Here is a 22,884-nt window from a genome sequence, read left to right as displayed (position 1 = left end):
GTTAGCGATGCGCAGGGTTATCAGGTGATGGCTAAGCGCAGCCCTAATGTATCAGGGTACGGCTCAAAATAATTCTGGCTGCGTAGATAGTCATCCGGATGTTCCGCCAGATAGTGCTTCAGCAGCGTTAACGGTGCCAGGATAGGTAGTCGGCCCGCCCGGTAGCCGAGAATCACCTCGCGTAATTCCGCGCGTTGCCTGCTGTTCAACGCGCGGTGAAAATAGCCCTGGATATGCATCAGCACATTGGTGTGATTTTTACGTGAAGCGGGGTGTCGCAGGATAGCCATCAGTTTTTCTCTGTATCGGACAAAGAAGGCATCCAGATCGTCCCACTCATGCAGACGCGCGACGAAAGGGCCAATTTCGCGGTAGCCGGCCTGGTGGTGGGCGAGAAGCTGAAGTTTGTATCGGCTATGAAACGCGAGCAAACTGTGACGACTCAAGCCCTGCGCGCGTAGCGCATTTAATTCATGTAGCGCGAAAATACGTGCGATGAAATTTTCGCGTAGTACCGGATCGTGCAGGCGACCATCTTCCTCTATCGGCAGCCAGGGATATTTGTCCATCATCGCGGCGGTAAACAGCCCCGTGCCAGCTTTGCGGCCCCTGTTACCCTTTTCATCATACAGGCGAACGCGCTCCATTCCGCAACTGGGCGATTTTGCACACACAATAAACCCCGCCAGTTCTCCTATTGTTGGCAGAAACCGATCGGCAAAGGCATTCATTCGCTCGGTGACGTCATCGTGCGGGGCATGGCTATAGCGCATCCGAATGTCGCCACAGGTCGTCTGGATAAGACGCAGCGCAGGGCGAGGCACGGGCAGGCCGATCGCCACCTCCGGACAGATCGGTTTGTAGGCCACCCACGGCGCCAGAGAGTTCATGACAAAATCCATACGCTTATGTCCGCCATCAAAGCGTACCGCGGCGCCAGTCAGACATCCGCTAATGCCGACTACGGGTTTGTTATTCATGATTCCCCCTTATTGAAAGTACGACGACTGACGCCAATGGCGCAAAATGTTATCTCACGCTGATTTAAAACTTACACAACTTTGTTTTTTTGTCTAAGTTTTCGCGGAGATTTTTTTGACGTAGTTAAATATCAATAAGATAGAATGAGGGGAAGAAATCTATTTCAGCGCTTATAGTGTGATAACCTCCAGCGAAGCGACCACGTTGCGCCACTGGGCAAGCTGTTTTTTCTGCCCGGCAGTGAGCTTGCCGGTGGTCACCAGGAACCATTTTCTCTGGGCGAACAGCTCGGGCGCCAGCATGGCTGGTGGAGAGGGAAGCACATTGAGCCGCAGCTCTTGTCCGGTACGAGTCAACGCTTCCAGCCAGATTTCACAGTGATCCGAGAGATGCCATCCGCTAATAAAAGCATTGTTGCCAGGCGCTTTTCTGTCGCCTTCAAGGCAAAAAGAGGTGTAAGCAATAATGATGCCATCCAGTATTTCGCGCAGCGTCATCACGGCGGGAAGATGCGCGGACACTTTGCTGCGCAACGGACGCAATAAATGGGTCACCAGTTCTGCGCGGGGATATTCCCGGCCACAGTCATAAATCAACTGCCGCAGCGCGTCAATTCGCCCTTCGTGGAGATGTTGAAGCATCGTCTCCTGAATCGTTATCCAGTTATCGCCCAGGCGAATGACCGGACGCGACAGTAAGGGTTTGACCTGGCTTATCGGTACGCCTTTTCTCACCCAGTCGAGGATGCTAAGCGCTTGTCGAATATCGTCATCGCTGTATAAGCGATGCCCGCCATCAGTACGCTGCGGTTTCAATAAACCATAGCGTCGCTGCCATGCCCTTAGCGTGGCGGCATTGATACCGCATAGTCTGGCAAATTCGCCGATAGAATACGACATGGTAAAGCCCGTTAAATAAGGGGATTCTACTATATCATGATTAAATGAAGACTAAGGTAGTGATAAATGGTGCGGCATACCAGGGCATCCGTATGGATTTTGTCGATGATGAGCAATACTGCGTGGCGTAAGGCTCATCAAAATATGACCAATGCTTAATACCATCGGATGCCCCTGGTTAATACTCTATTAACCTCATTCTTCGGGCGCAGTTAAGTAACTCTGTCACTTTATGAACCTGTAGCTTTCTCATCATATTCATCCGATGTGTTTCGACGGTTTTTATACTGATATGTAGCTTTTCGCTGATCCCATGATTGGTATACCCCTCGTCAATAAGTTTAAGAACCTGACGCTCGCGCAAAGTAAGCAGTTGATGATTGGTCGTGTCAGCCTTTAATTCAGCCAGGATAGCTTCCCGATTCAACGTCGGGTCAATGTAACGCTTGTTTACTGCGACTGTTTGCAATGCCGCTAACAGAACTTGCTGACTACTGCTTTTTAAAACATAGCCATTAGCACCTGCGGCTAAAGTTTTAATGGTCATATACTCTTGTTGGTATGCTGTGTAAACCAGAATATTCATTGCTGGCCAACGCTGATGTAATTGAGGAATGATATCCAGGCCATTGATGCCAGGTAAGCTAAGATCAAGGATAAGTATGTCAGGCTCGTATGCGCAACAGGCATTATAAACCTCAAGACCATTTTTAACATGCTCTACAATTTTAAAATGAGGCCAGGGTAATAAGGCATTCATAATGCCGTTAATGATGATTTCATGATCGTCTACTAATAAGATCTTATATTCTTTCATTTTGCTGCCCTCGCGAAAATTAAGATAATATTAAGTAATGGTGTAGTTTTTGAAGATCATACGTATTTTCTGGCGTAAGTCGGTTAGTTCCTCCAGCGCGATGATTTTCCCCATTTTTACGCGATTCTCAATGTCTATGACATAGCATACCAATTCAGTCTGCCCTATTTGACCTAAACAGCCTTTTAATGTGTGAATTAACTGATCGATTTTTTTTCCAGCCGATACGGCATTTTCAATATCAGCCAGCAAGAGGTCAAGTGATTGGAAAATCTTGCTATTAATGACCATATCATCTGTCGCCAGTAGCGCTGAGCAGCGACTTGGATCCTGCTCCTGTAGCTCTATATTTCGTAAAAGTTGGTATTCTGCGGCAATACTGATATAGCGAGCTAAGGTAGCCAACGTCACTGGTTTGGTAATGTAATGATGAATCCCATTTTTTTTACAACGATGAATATCTTCTGTCGCTACGCTAGCGGATAGCGCCACAAACATGCAGTCAGGATCTAAATTATTCGGCTCATCGTGCCATAATTGTACACATTCAATACCATCTATTTCTGGCATTCTAATGTCAATCAGTACTAAATCGAATCGTTGCTGTTGTGATAAAGTCAGAGCCTCGTTACTACTGGCGGCAATAGTGACGTGTTGGCCCAGGCTGACAAGCATTTTGCCGATGATATCCCGATTAATATCGGCATCATCAACCAAAAGAATTTGCAACTGCCAGGGGGGTAACAAATTATTTATTACTGGCATATTTGGTGTACACAATATTAACTGTTGCGCCAGGTCGTAGAGTTTTCCGGGGAAATACAAAAGCTCTGCGTTGAGAAGCGCATTTTGCTGGTGGGGTGGCTCGCCGCGTATTCCCCAGCAAGCCAGTTGGCGATGCAGGCAGAACGGCGCTGACAGTGTCCCTTTAATTGGTTGAGGCGGCTGGTATTCTTGTAAGGGTAATACTAGCGAGACACAGGTTCCAACCCCGGGGACACTTTTTAGTGTCAGATTACCGCCCATCATTTTAGCCAGGCTTGACGCAATAGTCAGTCCAATTCCTGTACCTTGCGAATTTGTGTCTGCTTGATAAAAAGCAGTAAAGATTTGAGACTGCTGCTGTATTTCAATCCCTTTACCGCTATCGCTAACCAGAAATATTAATTGTTCCTCATGACGCTTGACCGTCAGACGTATCCCTCCGGTTTCGGTAAATTTTACCGCGTTCCCGAGTAAATTAACCAAAATTTGCCGTAAACGGATACTGTCGGTATGAAAATAGAGAGGGACATGTTGACCGACAAAAGTACGTAATGACAGTTTTTTGCTTTGCGCCGGCCCCTGAATGGTTTGCATTGCCTGGTCCAGTAACGGCAGTAACGCTGTTTCTTCCATATGTAATGTGAAATGACCAGACTCGATGCGTGAAAAATCCAGCAGATTATTAATAATAGCTAACAAAGACAGTGTACAATTCCTGGCGGTATCAGCTAATCCTTGCTGCTCTATGTTTAAAGGGGTGGTTTGTAATAATTCAATCGCACCGAGTACGCCATTCATCGGAGTACGTAACTCATGACTTATTACCGTAAGATGAATGCTTTTACGTTTGTTAGCTTGCTCAGCGCGTTTTTTTGCTTCATTTAGCGCCTGGGTGCGCTCTGCGACTTTGTTTTCCAGGTTGTCGTATTGGACTTGTAGAGTATCAAGCAGTTGGTTAAAAGCACCGGCAATACTATCTAATTCATCCAGTCGTTGTGCTGGTAAACGTGTGCTCAGCGGTGCAGTTGCGGTTTTATTAATGACATCGACAAAACGCCATAACGGTTTGGCCAGTGAGCGATGTAGTAACCAGCAAAAAGCCGACGTCATCAACACCAATGCTGTTAATGTAAAGGGGATTTGTTGAAGGATAATTTTTAAGATGCGATTATGTAGATTACCGTATGGGTACAGCGTAACCAGACTCCATCCGGGGCCATGCAAGGTTGTGCGTAATATCAGAAATCCGGGAATTTGCTGCCATCCATCATGCAGCGTTACATTTTCTAACTGTGTACGTATTTTTTGCGGGATGTATGAAAACGGCAATAAGTGGTTGTTTTGATCCAGCCATACTCGAATACTATCATCTAATGGTAGGTGGCTCTTAGTAATGAGATCGGGAAGTTTAACCGTCACCCCAAAAAATACGCCTTGCTGATCGGCAACCGCAACGGAAGCGTGCCATCCTTTGCCGTTTATGTATTCTGGTTCACTCCAGTAAAACCCGGCATGGGTTGGGTATAAAGGAAAGCTTTTTCGCGTTAAAGGCTGTAGAGTTGAATAATCTGAAGGGTTATCAGTAGATAATAACGAAATCTCATTTTTATGGTTAAGAATAAAACTATCGCGACGAAAGCTTTTTTCATCGATATCAGAGGACTGCAGAAAGAGACGGTGCTTCTCTCCATTTAGCGTCGGCGTGCAATTTGAAGGACCAACAGAAAGATGCCGGCTCACCTCAGGGAAAATATCGTTATGATGAATCTCAGTCGCTAATGAGCATTGATACATTAAATTTTTAGCGTCACGTTCAGCTTCTTCAAACCGTTGATTGCTTAGTACAATATTCATCTCGGATAGAACGGATAAATCCTCTATTATATGCTGCCGTTTCTGAACCATTGATATATAAGCTGCGGTAAGCACAGATAGCAGCCAAATAATTATTGTTGTTAATAAAAATAAAAAAGTTAGCCTGATTACTAAAGATGTTTGCAGCGTATTCTTGAGATTGAGCAAATTCATAATGCTTTCCTCCAGTTGCCTGTTGCAAAATCTTTGGCACTTGATCACTATCGCAGTACATATAGTTTCATCAGAAGATTAATCGATGGTGTTATCATTAGGAAGATAAATTTCTTCATATATAACCCAGTCGATGACTACAATTACTTTTTAATAAGGTGGCGATGTAAAAACATCGTAACAGTTTATTTAATAAATAATTTTTCAAATTGTAATTTTTTATGTCAATACTGAAAGTGTAATTGTGAATTTATCGGAAAATCCGAATGATAGAATCGCCTGTGACAAGGTATATGTAGACAGCATCCTGATATTGTACAAGAAGAGTATAGTCGAAATAAATGTGAATCAGGCTTTTTACGGATGTGGTTGTGAGCGAATTTGATAGAAACTCCCATTTATGTCTGAGGAGGGATTCATGCTGGCAGTTTTAAAAGGCATTCCATTAATTCAGGATATCAAGGCCGAAGGTAATAGCCGATCCTGGATAATGACTATTGATGGGCATCCTGCCAGAGGAGAAATTTTCTCAGAAGCATTTTCTATTTCTTTGTTCTTAAATGACCTGGAAAGCTTACCTAAGCCTTGTCTTGCCTATGTGACACTACTGCTTGCAGCACACCCGGACGTCCATGATTATGCTATACAGCTCACAGCGGATGGGGGATGGTTAAACGGTTATTATACCACAAGTAGTAGCTCTGAGCTTATTGCTATTGAGATAGAAAAACACCTGGCTTTAACTTGCATTTTAAAAAATGTAATACGCAATCACCATAAACTTTATTCGGGTGGGGTATAAAATGGTAGTAAATAAACGTTTAATCTTAATTTTACTATTTATACTCAATACAGCAAAGAGTGATGAGTTATCATGGAAAGGTAATGACTTCACCCTTTATGCCAGACAAATGCCATTAGCAGAGGTTTTACATCTGCTCTCAGAGAACTATGATACGGCTATTACTATTAGCCCATTGATAACAGCTACATTTAGTGGGAAAATTCCGCCTGGACCACCGGTCGATATTTTGAATAACCTGGCAGCACAATATGATTTGCTTACCTGGTTTGATGGCAGCATGTTATATGTATATCCTGCATCGTTATTAAAACATCAGGTTATCACTTTCAATATTTTATCTACTGGACGGTTCATTCATTACTTACGCAGCCAGAATATCCTTTCATCACCGGGATGCGAGGTTAAAGAAATTACCGGTACCAGAGCTGTGGAGGTGAGCGGTGTTCCCAGCTGTCTGACTCGTATTAGTCAATTAGCTTCAGTGCTGGATAATGCGTTAATCAAACGAAAAGACAGTGCGGTGAGTGTAAGTATATACACGCTTAAGTATGCCACTGCGATGGATACCCAATACCAATATCGCGATCAGTCCGTCGTGGTTCCTGGGGTCGTGAGTGTATTGCGTGAGATGAGTAAAACCAGCGTCCCGGCGTCATCGACGAACAATGGTTCACCCGCTACACAGGCATTGCCCATGTTTGCTGCCGACCCACGCCAGAATGCAGTGATCGTTCGTGATTATGCGGCCAATATGGCCGGGTATCGGAAACTCATCACAGAATTAGATCAACGCCAGCAGATGATAGAGATTTCGGTGAAAATTATCGATGTTAATGCTGGAGATATTAACCAGTTAGGCATCGACTGGGGAACGGCAGTGTCGCTGGGTGGCAAGAAAATTGCGTTCAATACAGGTTTGAATGACGGCGGTGCTAGCGGTTTTTCAACGGTAATCAGCGATACCTCAAACTTTATGGTGCGTTTGAATGCCCTGGAAAAAAGCTCTCAGGCTTATGTACTTTCCCAGCCATCTGTGGTGACTTTAAATAATATCCAGGCTGTGCTGGATAAAAATATTACTTTCTATACCAAACTGCAGGGAGAAAAAGTGGCTAAACTTGAATCCATCACTACGGGTTCTTTGTTGCGCGTTACACCTCGCTTGTTAAATGACAATGGCACGCAAAAAATAATGCTTAATCTTAATATTCAGGATGGACAACAAAGTGATACGCAAAGCGAAACAGATCCGCTACCCGAAGTGCAAAATTCTGAAATTGCTTCGCAAGCCACATTATTAGCCGGACAGAGTCTATTGCTGGGAGGATTTAAACAAGGTAAACAAATCCACTCGCAAAACAAAATCCCTTTATTGGGCGATATTCCTGTCGTAGGCCATTTGTTTCGCAATGATACGACTCAAGTACATAGTGTAATCAGGCTGTTTTTGATTAAAGCCTCAGTAGTAAATAATGGCATATCTCATGGTTAATCCAAAGAACTCCTGGAAAATACGTTTTTTAGGTCACGTTTTACAAGGCCGGGAAGTATGGCTGAATGAAGGTAACCTGTCACTGGGGGAGAAAGGATGCGATATTTGTATTCCGCTTACTATAAATGAAAAAATTATTCTGAGAGAACAGGCAGATAGTTTATTTGTTGATGCCGGGAAAGCCAGAGTTAGAGTTAATGGCCGCAGATTTAATCCAAATAAGCCGCTACCATCCAGTGGGGTTTTGCAGGTTGCGGGAGTGGCTATCGCGTTTGGTAAACAGGATTGTGAACTTGCTGATTATCAAATACCCGTTTCCAGATCAGGGTACTGGTGGTTGGCTGGCGTATTCTTGATTTTCATCGGTGGAATGGGTGTCCTGTTAAGTATTGGCGGTCAGCCTGAAACGGTAAATGATTTACCTTTGCGGGTTAAGTTTTTATTAGACAAAAGCAATATTCATTATGTGCGGGCGCAATGGAAAGAAGATGGAAGCCTGCAGTTGTCCGGTTATTGCTCGTCAAGCGAACAGATGCAAAAGGTGAGAGCGACTCTCGAATCATGGGGGGTCATGTATCGGGATGGTGTAATCTGTGATGACTTATTGATACGAGAAGTGCAGGATGTTTTGATAAAAATGGGTTACCCGCATGCTGAAGTATCCAGCGAAGGGCCGGGAAGCGTGTTAATTCATGATGATATACAAATGGATCAGCAATGGCGTAAGGTTCAACCATTACTTGCAGATATTCCCGGGTTATTGCACTGGCAGATTAGTCATTCTCATCAGTCTCAGGGGGATGATATTATTTCTGCGATAATAGAGAACGGTTTAGTGGGCCTTGTCAATGTTACGCCAATGCGGCGCTCTTTTGTTATCAGTGGTGTACTGGATGAATCTCATCAACGCATTTTGCAAGAAACGTTAGCAGCATTAAAGAAAAAGGACCCCGCTCTTTCTTTAATTTATCAGGATATTGCGCCTTCTCATGATGAAAGCAAGTATCTGCCTGCGCCAGTGGCTGGCTTTGTACAGAGTCGCCATGGTAATTACTTATTACTGACGAATAAAGAGCGTTTACGTGTAGGGGCATTGTTACCCAATGGGGGAGAAATTGTCCATCTGAGTGCCGATGTGGTAACGATTAAACATTATGATACTTTGATTAACTATCCATTAGATTTTAAGTGAGTGGAAAATGACAACTCTGACCCGGTTAGAAGATTTGCTGCTTCATTCGCGTGAAGAGGCCAAAGGCATAATTTTACAATTAAGGGCTGCCCGGAAACAGTTAGAAGAGAACAACGGTAGGTTACAGGATCCGCAGCAATATCAGCAAAACACCTTATTGCTTGAAGCGATCGAGCAGGCCGAAAATATCATCAACATTATTTATTATCGTTACCATAACAGCGCACTTGTAGTGAGTGAGCAAGAGTAAAGTAAAAATATCTTAGAGCCTATCCCACCAGGCGTTATTGGCGCAGCCAGCCTGGACACGGACAGCGCGCAAAAACCGCAGCGTACACGTAGCACGTGAGGTTTGACTCGCTACGCTCGCCCTTCGGGCCGCCGCTAGCGGCGTTCAAAACGCTAACGCGTTTTGGCGAGCACTGCCCAGGACCAAAATGGCAAGTAAAATAGCCCTAATGGGATAGGCTCTTAGTTAGCACGTTAATTATCTATCGTGTATATGGAGGGGAATGATGATAAAGAAAAAGGCTGCGTTTAGTGAATATCGTGATTTAGAGCAAAGTTATATGCAGCTAAATCACTGTCTTAAAAAATTTCACCAAATCCGGGCTAAGGTGAGTCAACAGCTTGCTGAAAGGGCAGAGAGCCCCAAAAAAAGCAGAGAGACAGAGAGTATCCTTCATAACCTATTTCCACAAGGCGTTGCCGGGGTTAACCAGGAGGCCGAGAAGGATTTAAAGAAAATAGTAAGTTTGTTTAAACAACTTGAAGTACGACTGAAACAACTTAATGCTCAAGCCCCGGTGGAGATACCGTCAGGAAAAACAAAAAGGTAAAGCATAATGTCTTCAGGAAACATCTTATGGGGAAATCAAAACCCTATTGTGTTTAAAAATAGCTTCGGCGTCAGTAACACTGATACCGGGGGGCAGGATGACTTATCCCAGCAAAATCCGTTTGCCGAAGGGTATGGTGTTTTGCTTATTCTCCTTATGGTTATTCAGGCTATCGCAAACGATAAATTTATTGAAGTCCAGCAGAACGCTGAACGTGCCAGAAATACCCAGGAAAAGTCAAATGAGATGGATGAGGTGATTGCTAAAGCAGCCAAGGGAGATGCTAAAACCAAAGAGGAGGTGCCTGAGGACGTAATTATATACATGCGTGAACACGGTATTCTCATCGATGGTCTGACCATTGATGAATATATGGCTAAATATGGCGATCATGGGAAGCTGGATAAAGGTGGTCTACAGGCGGTCAAAGCGGCTTTGGATAACGATGCCAACCGGAATACCGATCTTATGAGTCAGGGGCAGATAATAATTCAAAAAATGTCTCAGGAGCTTAACGCTGTCCTTACCCAACTGACGGGGCTTATCAGTAAGTGGGGGGAGATTTCCAGTATGATAGCGCAGAAAACGTATTCATGAAAAAAGACCCGACCCTACAACAGGCACATGACACGATGCGGTTTTTCCGGCGTGGCGGCTCGCTGCGTATGTTGTTGGATGACGATGTTACACAGCCGCTTAATACTCTGTATCGCTATGCCATGCAGCTTATGGAGGTAAAAGAGTTCGCTGGCGCAGCGCGACTTTTTCAATTGCTGACGATATATGATGCCTGGTCATTTGACTATTGGTTTCGGTTAGGGGAATGCTGCCAGGCTCAAAAACATTGGGGGGAAGCGATATACGCTTATGGACGCGCGGCGCAAATTAAGATTGATGCGCCGCAGGCGCCATGGGCCGCAGCGGAATGCTACCTCGCGTGTGATAACGTTTGTTATGCAATAAAAGCGTTAAAGGCCGTGGTGCGTATTTGCGGCGAGGTCAGTGAACATCAAATCCTTCGATTACGTGCAGAAAAGATGTTACAGCAACTTTCTGACAGGAGCTAAAAATGAATCGAATTCACAGTAATAGCGATAGCGCCGCAGGAGTAACCGCCTTAACACATCATCACTTAAGCAATGTCAGTTGCGTTTCCTCGGGTTCGCTGGGAAAGCGCCAGCATCGTGTGAATTCTACTTTTGGTGATGGCAACGCCACGTCTCTGCTATCAGGGAAAATTAGTCTTCAGGAGGCAAGCAATGCGTTGAAGCAACTGCTTGATGCCGTACCCGGAAATCATAAGCGTCCATCATTGCCTGACTTTTTGCATATCAATCCCACTGTTTTATCAATGATGATGACGACATTAATACTCAACGTCTTTGGTAATAACGCTCAATCGTTATGCCAACAGCTTGAGCGGGCAACTGAGGTGCAAAATGCATTACGTAATAAGCAGGTAAAGGAGTATCAGGAGCAGATCCAGAAAGCGATAGAGCAGGAGGATAAAGCGCGTAAAGCGGGCATTTTTGGCGCTATTTTTGACTGGATTACAGGCATATTTGAAACTGTGATTGGCGCCTTAAAAGTTGTGGAGGGTTTTCTGTCCGGTAATCCCGCAGAAATGGCTAGCGGCGTAGCTTATATGGCCGCAGGTTGTGCAGGAATGGTTAAAGCCGGAGCCGAAACGGCAATGATGTGCGGTGCTGACCACGATACCTGTCAGGCGATTATTGACGTGGCAAGTAAAATTCAAGTTGGTTGTGAAGTCGTCGCGATGGCACTGGATGTTTTCCAGATTGGTCGTGCTTTTATGGCGACGAGAGGCTTATCTGGCGCAGCTGCAAAAGTGCTTGACTCCGGCTTAGGCGAAGAAATGGTTGAGCGTATGGTAGGTGCAGGGGAAGGAGAAATAGAGGAGTTGGCTGAAAAGTTTGGCGAAGAGGTGAGCGAAAATTTTTCCAAACAATTTGAGGCGATTGAACGTGAAATGGTTTCGCCGGGCGAGATGGAAGAGGAGTCTGCTGAGTTTTCTCGTAAGGTAGAAAATAATATGACGCGAAGCGCGGGAAAAAGCTTTACGAAAGAGGGGGTGAAAGCCATGGCAAAAGAAGCGGCAAAAGAAGCCCTGGAAAAATATGCGCAAGAAGGGGGAAAGTTTCTGTTAAAAAATTTTCGTAATAAAGTTCTCTGGAATATGTTCAAAAAAATCCTGTATGCCTTACTGAGTGATTGTTCATTTAAAGGCTTACAGGCTATCAGATGTGCAACCGAGGGCGCCAATCAGATGAATACTGGCATGGTTAACGCAGATAAAGCGAAGCTCGAAAAGAAAATAGAGCAATTAATAACTCAGCAACGGTTTCTGGATTTCATAATGCAACAAACGGAAGACCAAAAAAAGATAGAACAAAAACGCTTAGAGGAGCTTTATAAGAGTAGTGGTGCCGCGCTTAGAGATGCATTAGATACCATTGATCACTATAGTAGCGTTCAGGCGAGAATAGCTGGCTGTCGCGCTTAATCTGAGGATAAAAATATGGAAGCGAGTAACGTAGCACTGGTATTACCAGCGCCTTCCTTGTTAACGCCTTCTTCCACTCCATCTCCCTCCGGGGAGGGAATGGGTACTGAATCAATGCTTCTGTTATTTGATAATATCTGGATGAAGCTAATGGAGCTTGCCAAAAAGCTGCGCAATATCATGCGCGACTATAACGTAGAAAAACAACGACTGTCCTGGGAACTGCAAGTCAATGTTTTACAGACGCAAATGAAAACAATTGATGAAGCGTTTAGAGCATCAATGATTACTGCGGGTGGCGCAATATTGTCGGGCGTGCTGACGATAGGATTAGGGGCCGTAGGCGGGGAGACCGGTCTTATAGCGGGTCAAGCCGTAGGCCACACTGCTGGGGGAGTCATGGGCCTGGGGGCCGGTGTAGCGCAACGTCAAAGTGATCAAGATAAAGCGATTGCCGACCTGCAACAAAATGGGGCCCAATCTTATAATAAATCCCTGACGGAAATTATGGAGAAAGCAGGTGAAATTATGCAGCAAATCATCGGTGTGGGGTCGTCACTGGTCGCGGTTCTTGCTGAAATACTCCGGGCATTAACGAGGTAAACATGGTGCAAGAAATAGAGCAATGGTTGCGTCGGCATCAGGTGTTTACTGAGCCTGCATATTTAGGGGAGACCGCTATATTACTTGGGCAGCAGTTTATATTATCGCCTTACCTGGTGATCTATCGTATTGAGGCAAAAGAAATGATTATTTGTGAGCTCAGGCGCTTGACGCCCGGGCAACCTCGACCACAGCAATTGTTTCACTTACTGGGACTTTTACGCGGGATATTTGTGCATCACCCGCAGTTAACATGTTTAAAGATGTTGATAATCACCGACGTTCTGGATGAAAAAAAAGCCATGCTACGCAGGAAATTATTGCGCATCCTGACAGTAATGGGAGCGACCTTTACACAGCTTGATGGCGATAACTGGACAATTTTATCCGCCGAGCATCTTATCCAGCGACGTTTTTAAATGACCTTCCTGACGTAAATCATTATCACGTGAAAATAACAATCAATAGGTATGATGATGAAAGAAGATCAGAAAAATAAAATACCCGAAGACATTCTGAAACAGCTCTTATCCGTTGATCCGGAAACCGTTTATGCCAGTGGTTACGCCTCATGGCAGGAGGGGGATTATTCGCGCGCCGTAATCGATTTTAGCTGGCTGGTGATGGCCCAGCCATGGAGTTGGCGTGCCCATATTGCATTGGCTGGCACCTGGATGATGCTTAAAGAATACACGACGGCCATTAATTTCTATGGACATGCCTTAATGCTGGATGCCAGCCATCCAGAACCGGTTTACCAAACGGGCGTTTGTCTCAAAATGATGGGGGAACCCGGGTTGGCGAGAGAGGCTTTTCAAACCGCAATCAAGATGAGTTATGCGGATGCCTCATGGAGTGAGATTCGCCAGAATGCGCAAATAATGGTTGATACTCTTATTGCTTAAATAACAGAACGAAATATGAAAATTCATATTCCGTCAGCGGCAAGTAATATAGTCGATGGTAATAGTCCTCCTTCCGATATACAAGCGAAGGAGGTATCGTTTCCTCCCCCTGAAATTCCAGCCCCTGGCACCCCCGCAGCCCCTGTGCTGCTTACGCCTGAACAAATAAGGCAGCAGAGGGATTATGCTATACATTTTATGCAATACACTATTCGTGCGCTGGGCGCGACAGTCGTGTTTGGATTATCGGTTGCTGCAGCGGTAATTTCTGGCGGGGCAGGATTACCCATTGCTATTCTTGCGGGGGCGGCGCTCGTGATTGCTATTGGGGATGCTTGCTGTGCGTATCATAATTATCAATTGATATGTCAGCAAAAGGAGCCGTTACAAACCGCCAGTGATAGCGTTGCTCTTGTGGTCAGTGCGCTGGCCTTAAAATGTGGGGCAAGTCTTAACTGCGCTAACACCCTTGCTAATTGTCTTTCTTTATTAATACGTTCAGGAATCGCTATTTCTTCGTTGGTTATACAACTACAGTTTCCACTGCCCGCCGCTGAAAATATAGCGGCCTCTTTGGACATGGGGAGTGTAATTACCTCCGTTAGCCTGACGGCGATAGGTGCGGTACTGGATTATTGCCTTGCCCGCCCCTCTGGCGACGATCAGGAAAATTCTGTTGATGAACTTTATGCCGATCCTAGTGCGTTATTGGCGGAACAAATGGCATCGCTCTGCCAATCTGCTACTACACCTGCATTAATAGACAGTTCTGGTCATACATCTCAGGGAGAACCATGAAACCTGTTAGCCCAAATGCTCAGGTAGCAGGGCAACGTCCTGTTAACGCGCCTGAGGAATCACCTCCATGTCCCTCATTGCCACATCCGGAAACCAATATGGAGAGTGGTAGAATAGGTCCTCAACAAGGAAATGAGCGGTTATTGGCCGGACTTGCGAAACGAGTGATAGAGTGTTTTCCAAAAGAAATTTTTAGTTGGCAAACGGTCATTTTGGGCGGACAGATTTTATGCTGTTCCGCTGGAATAGCATTAACAGTGCTAAGTGGTGGAGGCGCACCGCTCTTAGCCCTGGCGGGAATTGGCCTTGCTATTGCCATCGCGGATGTCGCCTGTCTTATCTACCATCATAAACATCATTTGCCTATGGCTCACGACAGTATAGGCAATGCCGTTTTTTATATTGCTAATTGTTTCGCCAATCAACGCAAAAGTATGGCGATTGCTAAAGCCGTCTCCCTGGGCGGTAGATTAGTCTTAACCGCGACGGTAATGACACATTCATACTGGAGTGGTAGTTTGGGACTACAGCCTCATTTATTAGAGCGTCTTAATGATATTACCTACGGACTAATGGGTTTTACTCGCTTCGGTATGGATGGGATGGCAATGACCGGTATGCAGGTCAGCAGCCCATTATATCGTTTGTTGGCTCAGGTGACGCCAGAACAACGTGCGCCGGAGTAATCGTTTTCAGGTATATACCGGATGTTCATTGCTTTCTAAATTTTGCTATGTTGCCAGTATCCTTACGATGTTTTTATTTTAAGGAAAAGCATTATGGATATTGCACAATTAGTGGATATGCTCTCCCACATGGCGCACCAGGCAGGCCAGGCTATTAATGACAAAATGAATGGTAATGATTTGCTCAACCCAGAATCGATGATTAAAGCGCAATTTGCCTTACAGCAGTATTCTACATTTATTAATTACGAAAGTTCACTGATCAAAATGATCAAGGATATGCTTAGTGGAATCATTGCTAAAATCTGAAGTTATTAGCGACGATGTTCGACGGTTGTTGCTGGAAATCATGTTTGCGGGCGTTAACCATAGCCTGATTTCCCAGGTACATGCGATGTTACCAGCGCTAACGGTTATTGTTCCGGATAAAAAATTACAGTTGGTATGTCTGGCATTATTATTGGCGGGTTTAAATGAGCCGCTAAAAGCCGCAAAAATTTTATCGGATATTGATTTGCCAGAGGCTATGGCGCTGCGCCTGTTATTTCCTGCACCAAATGAGGGATTTGAAAATTGAATATTTCTGATATGAGCGTAGTGCCTGTAAGCACTCAATCTTATGTAAAGTCCTCTGCAGAACCGAGCCAGGAGCAAATTAATTTTTTTGAACAATTGCTGAAAGATGATGCATCCACCAGTAACGCCAGTGCTTTATTACCGCAGGTTATGTTGACCAGTCAAATGGATTATATGCAGTTAACGGTAGGCGTCGATTATCTTGCCAGAATATCAGGCGCAGCATCGCAAGCGCTTAATAAGCTGGATAGCATGACATGAAGGTTCAGCGTATAGTATTTCTTACTGTCCTTACGTTCTTTCTTACGGCATGTGATGTGGATCTTTATCGCTCATTGCCAGAAGATGAGGCGAATCAAATGCTGGCATTACTTATGCAGCATCATATCGATGCGGAAAAAAAACAGGAAGAGGACGGTGTTACCTTACGTGTCGAGCAGTCGCAGTTTATTAACGCGGTTGAGCTACTTAGACTTAACGGTTATCCGCATCGTCAGTTTACAACGGCGGATAAGATGTTTCCGGCTAATCAGTTAGTGGTATCACCCCAGGAAGAACAGCAGAAGATTAATTTTTTAAAAGAACAAAGAATTGAAGGAATGCTGAGTCAGATGGAGGGCGTAATTAATGCAAAAGTGACCATTGCGCTACCGACTTATGATGAGGGAAGTAACGCTTCTCCGAGCTCAGTTGCCGTATTTATAAAATATTCACCTCAGGTCAATATGGAGGCCTTTCGGGTAAAAATTAAAGATTTAATAGAGATGTCAATCCCTGGGTTGCAATACAGTAAGATTAGTATCTTGATGCAGCCTGCTGAATTCAGAATGGTACCTGACGTACCCGCGAGACAAACATTCTGGATTATGGACGTGATCAACGCCAATAAAGGGAAGGTGGTGAAGTGGTTGATGAAATACCCTTATCAGTTGATGTTATCGTTGACAGGACTGTTATTAGGAGTGGGCATCCTGATCGGCTATTTTTGCCTGAGACGCCGTTTTTGAGCCGACCTGATCCCGAGGTGTTGCAACTTTATCGTTATTTCTGGCAACCTGCTCGTTACGCTGTACCGGAATGGCTGGATAAGCTGGGTTTTCATCCTTCAAACTGCTGGCGTTATGGCGATCGGCCCGAGTTGGATCGTCTTCTTGACAGAGCGTTAAATAGACTAAGAGGAAGCTCTGTTATTCCAGCCTGTTTAAATGACAGGCAAAAACGGCAGGTTCGTCTTGCGCCGCGTATATCGGCATTTGCCTTTGGGCTGGGATTATTCAAACTCAGGTGTAGTGACTATTTTATGCTACCAGAGTATCGGCAATTGCTTCTACAGTGGTTTAGCGAGGATGAGATCTGGCAGCTATATGGTTGGTTGGGGCAAAAAGATGGCAAATTACTTCCTCCGCAAGTGATGCAACAAACTGCATTGCAGATCGGTACCGCCATTCTTAATCGGGAAGCGCATGATGATGCGGTTTTACATGCGCTATTAGTATTATTACCCCCTCCGCAGCGTATACTTTGGCCGAAGACTTCTCTTACCGAGATTATCTTCATGGAGCATTTGCTATGAGTTTTACTTCACTTCCTCTGACGGAAATTAATCATAAGCTACCCGCTCGAAATATTATTGAGTCACCGTGGATAACATTACAATTAACTTTATTTGCACAAGAGCAACAAGCTAAGAGAGTTTCACATGCTATTGTGAGCTCCGCTTACCGTAAGGCTGAAAAAATCATCCGAGATGCCTATCGTTATCAGCGTGAACAGAAAGTTGAGCAGCAACAAGAACTAGCGTGGTTGCGTAAAAATACGCTGGAAAAAATGGAAGTGGAATGGCTGGAACAGCATGTAAAACATTTACAAGACGATGAAAATCAATTTCGTTCATTGGTCGATCAAGCAGCGCATCATATTAAAAATAGTATAGAACAGGTTCTGTTGGCCTGGTTCGACCAACAGTCGGTAGACAGTGTTATGTGCCATCGTCTGGCACGCCAGGCCACGGCTATGGCGGAAGAGGGAGCGCTTTATTTGCGTATTCATCCTGAAAAAGAGGCATTGATGCGTGAAACTTTTGGCAAGCGGTTTACGTTGATTATCGAGCCTGGTTTCTCTCCCGATCAGGCTGAACTTTCCTCAACACGATATGCCGTTGAATTTTCACTTTCTCGTCATTTCAACGCGTTACTGAAATGGTTACGTAATGGTGAAGGTAAAAGAGGTAGCGATGAATATTAAAATTAATGAGATAAAAATGACGCCCCCTACAGCATTTACCCCTGGTCAGGTTATAGAGGAACAAGAGGTTATTTCGCCTTCAATGTTAGCTCTCCAGGAGTTACAGGAAACGACGGGGGCAGCGCTCTATGAGACGATGGAGGAAATAGGAATGGCGCTGAGTGGTAAACTGCGCGAAAGTTATAAATTCACGGATGCTGAGAAACTGGAGCGCAGACAGCAGGCTTTGCTGCGTTTGATAAAACAAATACAGGAGGATAATGGGGCAACGTTGCGTCCGCTTACCGAAGAGAATAGTGATCCTGATTTACAGAATGCGTATCAAATTATCGCTCTTGCAATGGCGCTTACTGCCGACGGGTTGTCAAAAAAGAAAAAACGCGATTTGCAATCGCAACTGGATACGCTTACAGCGGAGGAGGGATGGGAACTTGCCGTTTTTAGTTTACTGGAACTTGGCGAAGTGGATACCGCTACGCTGTCCTCGCTGAAGCGTTTTATGCAACAGGCGATAGACAACGATGAAATGCCCTTATCGCAGTGGTTCAGACGCGTGGCAGACTGGCCGGATCGCTGTGAACGGGTCCGTATTTTGCTAAGAGCAATAGCCTTTGAACTTAGCATATGCATCGAACCCTCGGAGCAAAGTCGTTTGGCCGCAGCATTAGTACGTTTGCGTCGTTTGTTGTTATTCCTTGGCCTTGAAAAAGAGTGCCAGCGTGAGGAGTGGATTTGCCAGTTGCCGCCTAATACATTACTGCCGCTACTACTCGATATCATTTGTGAGCGTTGGCTTTTCAGTGATTGGTTGCTTGATAGACTTACCGCTATAGTTTCTTCATCGAAGATGTTCAATCGGTTACTCCAACAACTTGATGCGCAGTTTATGCTGATACCCGATAACTGTTTTAACGACGAAGATCAACGTGAACAAATTCTCGAAACGCTTCGTGAAGTAAAGGTAAATCAGGTTTTATTCTGATACCTGGCTTTCAATATTTAGGTAAATTGGCGTTCTGGCTCATCATGAGGCGGCAGGATGGATTGGGATCTCATTACTGAACGTAATATTCAGCTTTTTATTCAATTAGCAGGATTAGCTGAACGGCCTTTAGCAACCAATATGTTCTGGCGGCAAGGACAATATGAAACCTATCTAAACTATCATAACGGTCGTATTCACTTATGTCAGATACTCAAGCAAACCTTCTTAGACGAAGATCTGCTTTTTAAAGCCTTAACTCACTGGAAACCTGCAGCGTTCCAGGGTATTCCTCAACGATTATTTTTGTTGCGCGATGGGCTTGCAATGAGCTGTTCTCCTCCTCTTTCCAGCTCCGCCGAGCTCTGGTTACGATTACATCATCGACAAATAAAATTTCTGGAGTCGCAATGCGTTCATGGTTAGGTGAGGGAATCAGGGCGCAACAGTGGCTCAGTGTATGCGCGGGTCGGCAGGATATGGTTCTGGCGACGGTGTTATTAATCGCTATTGTGATGATGCTGTTACCTTTACCGACCTGGATGGTTGATATCCTGATTACTATCAACCTTATGTTTTCAGTGATCCTGCTCTTAATTGCTATTTATCTTAGTGACCCTCTCGATTTATCGGTATTTCCGTCTTTATTACTTATTACTACATTATATCGTTTGTCACTCACAATCAGCACATCACGGCTGGTACTGTTACAACATAATGCCGGTAATATTGTGGATGCTTTCGGTAAGTTTGTCGTAGGAGGAAATCTCACCGTTGGGTTGGTCGTATTTACCATCATTACTATCGTGCAGTTTATTGTCATTACAAAAGGTATCGAGAGGGTGGCGGAAGTTAGCGCACGTTTCTCGCTTGATGGGATGCCAGGCAAACAAATGAGTATCGATGGCGATTTGCGTGCCGGAGTTATCGATGCAGACCATGCCCGTACATTAAGACAGCACGTCCAGCAGGAAAGCCGCTTTCTCGGTGCGATGGACGGTGCGATGAAATTTGTTAAAGGCGATACGATTGCCGGTATTATTGTTGTTCTGGTGAACATTATCGGCGGTATCATTATCGCTATCGTGCAATACGATATGTCGATGAGTGAGGCTGTTCACACTTATAGCGTACTGTCAATCGGAGATGGTTTGTGTGGGCAAATTCCATCGCTGCTGATTTCCCTTAGCGCGGGAATTATTGTCACCCGTGTTCCGGGTGAGAAACGCCAGAACCTGGCGACAGAGTTGAGTTCTCAAATTGCCAGACAACCTCAGTCGCTCATATTAACCGCTGTGGTTTTAATGCTCCTCGCTTTAATTCCTGGCTTTCCTTTTATCACTCTCGCCTTCTTTTCAGCGTTGTTAGCATTGCCAATTATCCTCATTCGCCGCAAAAAGTCTGTGGTTTCCGCAAATGGCGTCGAAGCGCCGGAAAAAGATAGTATGGTTCCCGGCGCATGTCCTCTAATCTTACGTCTTACCCCGACGTTACATTCTGCCGACCTGATTCGTGATATTGACGCCATGCGATGGTTTTTATTTGAGGATACCGGCGTTCCTCTCCCTGAGGTGAATATTGAAGTTTTGCCTGAACCCACCGAAAAATTGACGGTACTGCTATATCAGGAACCCGTATTTAGTTTATCTATTCCCGCCCAGGCGGATTATTTATTGATAGGCGCGGACGCTAGTGTCGTGGGTGACAGCCAGACGTTACCGAACGGGATGGGGCAGATCTGTTGGCTTACAAAAGAGATGGCCCATAAGGCGCAAGGTTTTGGACTGGACGTTTTCGCGGGCAGCCAACGTATCTCTACCTTATTAAAATGTGTCCTGCTTCGGCATATGGGAGAGTTTATTGGTGTTCAGGAAACGCGTTATCTAATGAATGCGATGGAAAAAAACTACTCTGAGCTGGTGAAAGAGCTTCAGCGCCAGTTACCCATTAATAAAATCGCTGAAACTTTGCAACGGCTTGTATCAGAGCGGGTTTCTATTAGAGATTTACGTCTTATTTTCGGCACCTTAATTGACTGGGCGCCACGTGAAAAAGATGTCCTGATGTTGACAGAATATGTCCGTATCGCGCTTCGCCGTCATATTCTGCGTCGTCTTAATCCGGAAGGAAAACCGCTGCCGATTTTGCGGATCGGCGAAGGTATTGAGAACCTCGTGCGTGAATCCATTCGCCAGACGGCAATGGGGACCTATACTGCGCTGTCGTCTCGTCATAAGACGCAGATTCTGCAACTTATCGAGCAGGCGCTGAAGCAGTCAACCAAATTATTCATTGTCACTTCTGTCGACACCCGACGTTTCTTGCGAAAAATTACAGAAGCCACCTTGTTCGACGTACCGATTTTGTCATGGCAGGAATTAGGAGAGGAGAGCCTTATACAAGTGGTAGAAAGTATTGACCTTAGCGAAGAGGAGTTGGCGGACAATGAAGAATGAATTGATGCAACGTCTGAGGCTGAAATATCCGCCCCCCGATGGTTATTGTCGATGGGGCCGAATTCAGGATGTCAGCGCAACGTTGTTAAATGCGTGGTTGCCTGGGGTATTTATGGGCGAGTTGTGCTGTATAAAGCCTGGAGAAGAACTTGCTGAAGTCGTGGGGATTAATGGCAACAAAGCTTTGCTATCTCCTTTTACGAGTACTATCGGACTTCACTGCGGGCAGCAAGTGATGGCCTTAAGGCGACGCCATCAGGTTCCCGTGGGCGAAGCGTTATTAGGGCGAGTCATTGATGGCTTTGGTCGTCCCCTTGATGGCCGCGAACTGCCCGACGTCTGCTGGAAAGACTATGATGCAATGCCTCCTCCCGCAATGGTTCGACAGCCTATCACTCAACCATTAATGACGGGGATTCGCGCTATTGATAGCGTTGCGACCTGTGGTGAAGGGCAACGAGTGGGTATTTTTTCTGCTCCTGGCGTGGGGAAAAGCACGCTTCTGGCGATGCTGTGTAATGCGCCAGACGCAGACTGCAATGTTCTGGTGTTAATTGGTGAACGTGGACGAGAAGTCCGCGAGTTCATCGATTTTACACTGTCTGAAGAGACCCGAAAACGTTGTGTCATTGTTGTCGCAACCTCTGACAGACCCGCCTTAGAGCGCGTGAGGGCGCTGTTTGTGGCCACCACGATAGCAGAATTTTTTCGCGATAATGGAAAGCGAGTCGTCTTGCTTGCCGACTCACTGACGCGTTATGCCAGGGCTGCGCGGGAAATCGCTCTGGCCGCCGGAGAGACCGCAGTTTCTGGAGAATATCCGCCAGGCGTATTTAGTGCATTGCCACGACTTTTAGAACGTACAGGAATGGGGGAAAAAGGCAGTATTACCGCATTTTATACGGTACTGGTGGAAGGCGATGATATGAATGAGCCGTTGGCGGATGAAGTCCGTTCACTGCTTGACGGACATATTGTGCTATCCCGGCGGCTTGCAGAGAGGGGGCATTATCCTGCCATTGACGTGTTGGCAACGCTCAGCCGCGTTTTTCCAGTCGTTACCAGCCATGAGCATCGTCAACTGGCGGCGATATTGCGACGGTGCCTGGCGCTTTACCAGGAGGTTGAACTGTTAATACGCATTGGGGAATACCAGCGAGGAGTTGATACTGATACTGACAAAGCCATTGATACCTATCCGGATATTTGCACATTTTTGCGACAAAGTAAGGATGAAGTATGCGGACCCGAGCTACTCATAGAAAAATTACACCAAATACTCACCGAGTGAT

General features: G+C 45.3%; 27 protein-coding genes. 23 read left to right on the top strand and 4 right to left on the bottom strand.

The window, feature by feature from the left end:
• Nucleotides 1-20: 20 nt before the first annotated feature.
• From mlrB to QEN32_RS12075, 4 genes are all read right to left on the bottom strand, one after another.
• On the bottom strand, nucleotides 21-980 hold the full coding sequence (gene mlrB / locus QEN32_RS12090) for a transcriptional regulator MlrB (protein ID WP_001060717.1): 960 nt from the start codon (nucleotides 978-980) through the stop codon (nucleotides 21-23).
• 171 nt (nucleotides 981-1,151) lie between these two features.
• Nucleotides 1,152-1,880 carry a MerR family transcriptional regulator gene (locus tag QEN32_RS12085; RefSeq protein ID WP_000122318.1) on the bottom strand — a complete coding sequence of 243 codons (729 nt, stop codon included), beginning with the start codon at nucleotides 1,878-1,880 and terminating at the stop codon, nucleotides 1,152-1,154.
• A 178-nt stretch (nucleotides 1,881-2,058) separates the two neighbouring features.
• On the bottom strand, nucleotides 2,059-2,697 hold the full coding sequence (locus QEN32_RS12080) for a two component system response regulator (RefSeq protein WP_000666334.1): 639 nt from the start codon (nucleotides 2,695-2,697) through the stop codon (nucleotides 2,059-2,061).
• A 30-nt stretch (nucleotides 2,698-2,727) separates the two neighbouring features.
• Nucleotides 2,728-5,490 carry a two component system sensor kinase gene (locus tag QEN32_RS12075; RefSeq protein ID WP_265322144.1) on the bottom strand — a complete coding sequence of 921 codons (2,763 nt, stop codon included), beginning with the start codon at nucleotides 5,488-5,490 and terminating at the stop codon, nucleotides 2,728-2,730.
• Between the two features lie 400 nt (nucleotides 5,491-5,890).
• Here QEN32_RS12075 and spiC point away from each other — a divergent pair, with 400 nt between their 5' ends.
• From spiC to ssaN, 23 genes are all read left to right on the top strand, one after another.
• A complete protein-coding gene (gene spiC, locus QEN32_RS12070; RefSeq protein WP_001562740.1) occupies nucleotides 5,891-6,292 on the top strand; it encodes an SPI-2 type III secretion system protein SpiC in 402 nt (133 codons plus the stop codon).
• Nucleotide 6,293: 1 nt separating this feature from the next.
• Nucleotides 6,294-7,787 carry an SPI-2 type III secretion system protein SpiA gene (gene spiA / locus QEN32_RS12065; protein ID WP_000261286.1) on the top strand — a complete coding sequence of 498 codons (1,494 nt, stop codon included), beginning with the start codon at nucleotides 6,294-6,296 and terminating at the stop codon, nucleotides 7,785-7,787.
• Nucleotides 7,768-8,979, top strand: a complete 1,212-nt coding sequence (gene ssaD, locus QEN32_RS12060) for a SctD family type III secretion system inner membrane ring subunit SsaD (RefSeq protein ID WP_020898724.1) — start codon at nucleotides 7,768-7,770, stop codon at nucleotides 8,977-8,979. The genes spiA and ssaD overlap by 20 nt, the downstream gene beginning before the upstream one ends.
• 7 nt (nucleotides 8,980-8,986) lie before the next feature.
• A complete protein-coding gene (gene ssaE, locus QEN32_RS12055; RefSeq protein ID WP_000210204.1) occupies nucleotides 8,987-9,229 on the top strand; it encodes a YscE family type III secretion system co-chaperone SsaE in 243 nt (80 codons plus the stop codon).
• 262 nt (nucleotides 9,230-9,491) lie between these two features.
• Entirely contained in the window at nucleotides 9,492-9,818 is a 327-nt protein-coding gene (sseA, locus tag QEN32_RS12050) for an SPI-2 type III secretion system chaperone SseA (RefSeq protein WP_000972855.1), read from the top strand.
• A gap of 6 nt (nucleotides 9,819-9,824) precedes the next feature.
• Nucleotides 9,825-10,415: an SPI-2 type III secretion system translocon protein SseB gene (gene sseB / locus QEN32_RS12045; RefSeq protein WP_000094420.1), complete on the top strand. Its 591-nt coding sequence runs from the start codon at nucleotides 9,825-9,827 to the stop codon at nucleotides 10,413-10,415.
• Nucleotides 10,412-10,885, top strand: coding sequence for a SycD/LcrH family type III secretion system chaperone SscA (gene sscA, locus QEN32_RS12040; RefSeq protein WP_000711023.1), 474 nt, complete (start codon nucleotides 10,412-10,414; stop codon nucleotides 10,883-10,885). The genes sseB and sscA overlap by 4 nt, the downstream gene beginning before the upstream one ends.
• Before the next feature lie 2 nt (nucleotides 10,886-10,887).
• A complete protein-coding gene (locus tag QEN32_RS12035; RefSeq protein WP_265322143.1) occupies nucleotides 10,888-12,342 on the top strand; it encodes a type III secretion system translocon protein in 1,455 nt (484 codons plus the stop codon).
• 15 nt (nucleotides 12,343-12,357) lie between these two features.
• Nucleotides 12,358-12,945 carry an SPI-2 type III secretion system translocon protein SseD gene (gene sseD / locus QEN32_RS12030; RefSeq protein ID WP_076937291.1) on the top strand — a complete coding sequence of 196 codons (588 nt, stop codon included), beginning with the start codon at nucleotides 12,358-12,360 and terminating at the stop codon, nucleotides 12,943-12,945.
• 2 nt (nucleotides 12,946-12,947) lie between these two features.
• Entirely contained in the window at nucleotides 12,948-13,364 is a 417-nt protein-coding gene (sseE, locus tag QEN32_RS12025; protein ID WP_103133691.1) for an LcrR family type III secretion system chaperone SseE, read from the top strand.
• A 51-nt stretch (nucleotides 13,365-13,415) separates the two neighbouring features.
• On the top strand, nucleotides 13,416-13,850 hold the full coding sequence (gene sscB / locus QEN32_RS12020) for a SycD/LcrH family type III secretion system chaperone SscB (protein WP_000979963.1): 435 nt from the start codon (nucleotides 13,416-13,418) through the stop codon (nucleotides 13,848-13,850).
• A 15-nt stretch (nucleotides 13,851-13,865) separates the two neighbouring features.
• Nucleotides 13,866-14,648, top strand: coding sequence for a type III secretion systems effector SseF (gene sseF / locus QEN32_RS12015; protein WP_000690714.1), 783 nt, complete (start codon nucleotides 13,866-13,868; stop codon nucleotides 14,646-14,648).
• Nucleotides 14,645-15,334 (top strand): pathogenicity island 2 effector protein SseG, encoded by a 690-nt coding sequence (gene sseG, locus QEN32_RS12010; protein ID WP_000805837.1) that lies wholly within the window; start codon nucleotides 14,645-14,647, stop codon nucleotides 15,332-15,334. Before sseF ends, sseG begins: the two co-directional genes overlap by 4 nt.
• Before the next feature lie 93 nt (nucleotides 15,335-15,427).
• Entirely contained in the window at nucleotides 15,428-15,643 is a 216-nt protein-coding gene (gene ssaG / locus QEN32_RS12005) for a type III secretion system needle filament protein SsaG (protein WP_000350226.1), read from the top strand.
• A complete protein-coding gene (locus tag QEN32_RS12000; protein ID WP_000444713.1) occupies nucleotides 15,621-15,911 on the top strand; it encodes an EscG/YscG/SsaH family type III secretion system needle protein co-chaperone in 291 nt (96 codons plus the stop codon). The genes ssaG and QEN32_RS12000 overlap by 23 nt, the downstream gene beginning before the upstream one ends.
• 11 nt (nucleotides 15,912-15,922) lie before the next feature.
• On the top strand, nucleotides 15,923-16,171 hold the full coding sequence (ssaI, locus tag QEN32_RS11995; RefSeq protein ID WP_023194623.1) for a SctI family type III secretion system inner rod subunit SsaI: 249 nt from the start codon (nucleotides 15,923-15,925) through the stop codon (nucleotides 16,169-16,171).
• On the top strand, nucleotides 16,168-16,917 hold the full coding sequence (gene ssaJ / locus QEN32_RS11990; protein ID WP_000868145.1) for an SPI-2 type III secretion system apparatus lipoprotein SsaJ: 750 nt from the start codon (nucleotides 16,168-16,170) through the stop codon (nucleotides 16,915-16,917). Before ssaI ends, ssaJ begins: the two co-directional genes overlap by 4 nt.
• Before the next feature lie 17 nt (nucleotides 16,918-16,934).
• Nucleotides 16,935-17,483, top strand: coding sequence for a type III secretion system domain-containing protein (locus tag QEN32_RS11985; protein WP_023194624.1), 549 nt, complete (start codon nucleotides 16,935-16,937; stop codon nucleotides 17,481-17,483).
• Nucleotides 17,480-18,154, top strand: a complete 675-nt coding sequence (gene ssaK / locus QEN32_RS11980) for an SPI-2 type III secretion system apparatus protein SsaK (protein WP_265322142.1) — start codon at nucleotides 17,480-17,482, stop codon at nucleotides 18,152-18,154. Before QEN32_RS11985 ends, ssaK begins: the two co-directional genes overlap by 4 nt.
• Entirely contained in the window at nucleotides 18,120-19,136 is a 1,017-nt protein-coding gene (ssaL, locus tag QEN32_RS11975) for an SPI-2 type III secretion system apparatus protein SsaL (protein ID WP_265322141.1), read from the top strand. The genes ssaK and ssaL overlap by 35 nt, the downstream gene beginning before the upstream one ends.
• 57 nt (nucleotides 19,137-19,193) lie before the next feature.
• Nucleotides 19,194-19,562, top strand: coding sequence for an SPI-2 type III secretion system apparatus protein SsaM (gene ssaM, locus QEN32_RS11970; protein ID WP_000383700.1), 369 nt, complete (start codon nucleotides 19,194-19,196; stop codon nucleotides 19,560-19,562).
• Nucleotides 19,547-21,592, top strand: a complete 2,046-nt coding sequence (ssaV, locus tag QEN32_RS11965) for an SPI-2 type III secretion system apparatus protein SsaV (protein WP_265322140.1) — start codon at nucleotides 19,547-19,549, stop codon at nucleotides 21,590-21,592. Before ssaM ends, ssaV begins: the two co-directional genes overlap by 16 nt.
• A complete protein-coding gene (gene ssaN, locus QEN32_RS11960; protein ID WP_024156996.1) occupies nucleotides 21,582-22,883 on the top strand; it encodes a SctN family type III secretion system ATPase SsaN in 1,302 nt (433 codons plus the stop codon). The genes ssaV and ssaN overlap by 11 nt, the downstream gene beginning before the upstream one ends.
• Nucleotide 22,884 lies beyond the last annotated feature (1 nt).

The organism is Salmonella sp. SA14318 (assembly GCF_029866905.1).
Lineage (GTDB): Bacteria > Pseudomonadota > Gammaproteobacteria > Enterobacterales > Enterobacteriaceae > Salmonella > Salmonella enterica.
This window is presented reverse-complemented; position numbering and strand designations above follow the sequence as displayed.

Excerpts from the sequence above, each read along its gene's own strand:
- mlrB (WP_001060717.1), bottom strand. The coding sequence starts at position 980 with ATGAATAACAAACCCGTAGTCGGCATTAGCGGATGTCTGACTGGCGCC.
- QEN32_RS12085 (WP_000122318.1), bottom strand. The coding sequence starts at position 1,880 with ATGTCGTATTCTATCGGCGAATTTGCCAGACTATGCGGTATCAATGCC.
- QEN32_RS12080 (WP_000666334.1), bottom strand. The coding sequence starts at position 2,697 with ATGAAAGAATATAAGATCTTATTAGTAGACGATCATGAAATCATCATT.
- QEN32_RS12075 (WP_265322144.1), bottom strand. The coding sequence starts at position 5,490 with ATGAATTTGCTCAATCTCAAGAATACGCTGCAAACATCTTTAGTAATC.
- spiC (WP_001562740.1), top strand. The coding sequence starts at position 5,891 with ATGTCTGAGGAGGGATTCATGCTGGCAGTTTTAAAAGGCATTCCATTA.
- spiA (WP_000261286.1), top strand. The coding sequence starts at position 6,294 with ATGGTAGTAAATAAACGTTTAATCTTAATTTTACTATTTATACTCAAT.
- ssaD (WP_020898724.1), top strand. The coding sequence starts at position 7,768 with ATGGCATATCTCATGGTTAATCCAAAGAACTCCTGGAAAATACGTTTT.
- ssaE (WP_000210204.1), top strand. The coding sequence starts at position 8,987 with ATGACAACTCTGACCCGGTTAGAAGATTTGCTGCTTCATTCGCGTGAA.
- sseA (WP_000972855.1), top strand. The coding sequence starts at position 9,492 with ATGATGATAAAGAAAAAGGCTGCGTTTAGTGAATATCGTGATTTAGAG.
- sseB (WP_000094420.1), top strand. The coding sequence starts at position 9,825 with ATGTCTTCAGGAAACATCTTATGGGGAAATCAAAACCCTATTGTGTTT.
- sscA (WP_000711023.1), top strand. The coding sequence starts at position 10,412 with ATGAAAAAAGACCCGACCCTACAACAGGCACATGACACGATGCGGTTT.
- QEN32_RS12035 (WP_265322143.1), top strand. The coding sequence starts at position 10,888 with ATGAATCGAATTCACAGTAATAGCGATAGCGCCGCAGGAGTAACCGCC.
- sseD (WP_076937291.1), top strand. The coding sequence starts at position 12,358 with ATGGAAGCGAGTAACGTAGCACTGGTATTACCAGCGCCTTCCTTGTTA.
- sseE (WP_103133691.1), top strand. The coding sequence starts at position 12,948 with ATGGTGCAAGAAATAGAGCAATGGTTGCGTCGGCATCAGGTGTTTACT.
- sscB (WP_000979963.1), top strand. The coding sequence starts at position 13,416 with ATGATGATGAAAGAAGATCAGAAAAATAAAATACCCGAAGACATTCTG.
- sseF (WP_000690714.1), top strand. The coding sequence starts at position 13,866 with ATGAAAATTCATATTCCGTCAGCGGCAAGTAATATAGTCGATGGTAAT.
- sseG (WP_000805837.1), top strand. The coding sequence starts at position 14,645 with ATGAAACCTGTTAGCCCAAATGCTCAGGTAGCAGGGCAACGTCCTGTT.
- ssaG (WP_000350226.1), top strand. The coding sequence starts at position 15,428 with ATGGATATTGCACAATTAGTGGATATGCTCTCCCACATGGCGCACCAG.
- ssaI (WP_023194623.1), top strand. The coding sequence starts at position 15,923 with ATGAGCGTAGTGCCTGTAAGCACTCAATCTTATGTAAAGTCCTCTGCA.
- ssaJ (WP_000868145.1), top strand. The coding sequence starts at position 16,168 with ATGAAGGTTCAGCGTATAGTATTTCTTACTGTCCTTACGTTCTTTCTT.
- ssaK (WP_265322142.1), top strand. The coding sequence starts at position 17,480 with ATGAGTTTTACTTCACTTCCTCTGACGGAAATTAATCATAAGCTACCC.
- ssaL (WP_265322141.1), top strand. The coding sequence starts at position 18,120 with ATGGTGAAGGTAAAAGAGGTAGCGATGAATATTAAAATTAATGAGATA.
- ssaM (WP_000383700.1), top strand. The coding sequence starts at position 19,194 with ATGGATTGGGATCTCATTACTGAACGTAATATTCAGCTTTTTATTCAA.
- ssaV (WP_265322140.1), top strand. The coding sequence starts at position 19,547 with ATGCGTTCATGGTTAGGTGAGGGAATCAGGGCGCAACAGTGGCTCAGT.
- ssaN (WP_024156996.1), top strand. The coding sequence starts at position 21,582 with ATGAAGAATGAATTGATGCAACGTCTGAGGCTGAAATATCCGCCCCCC.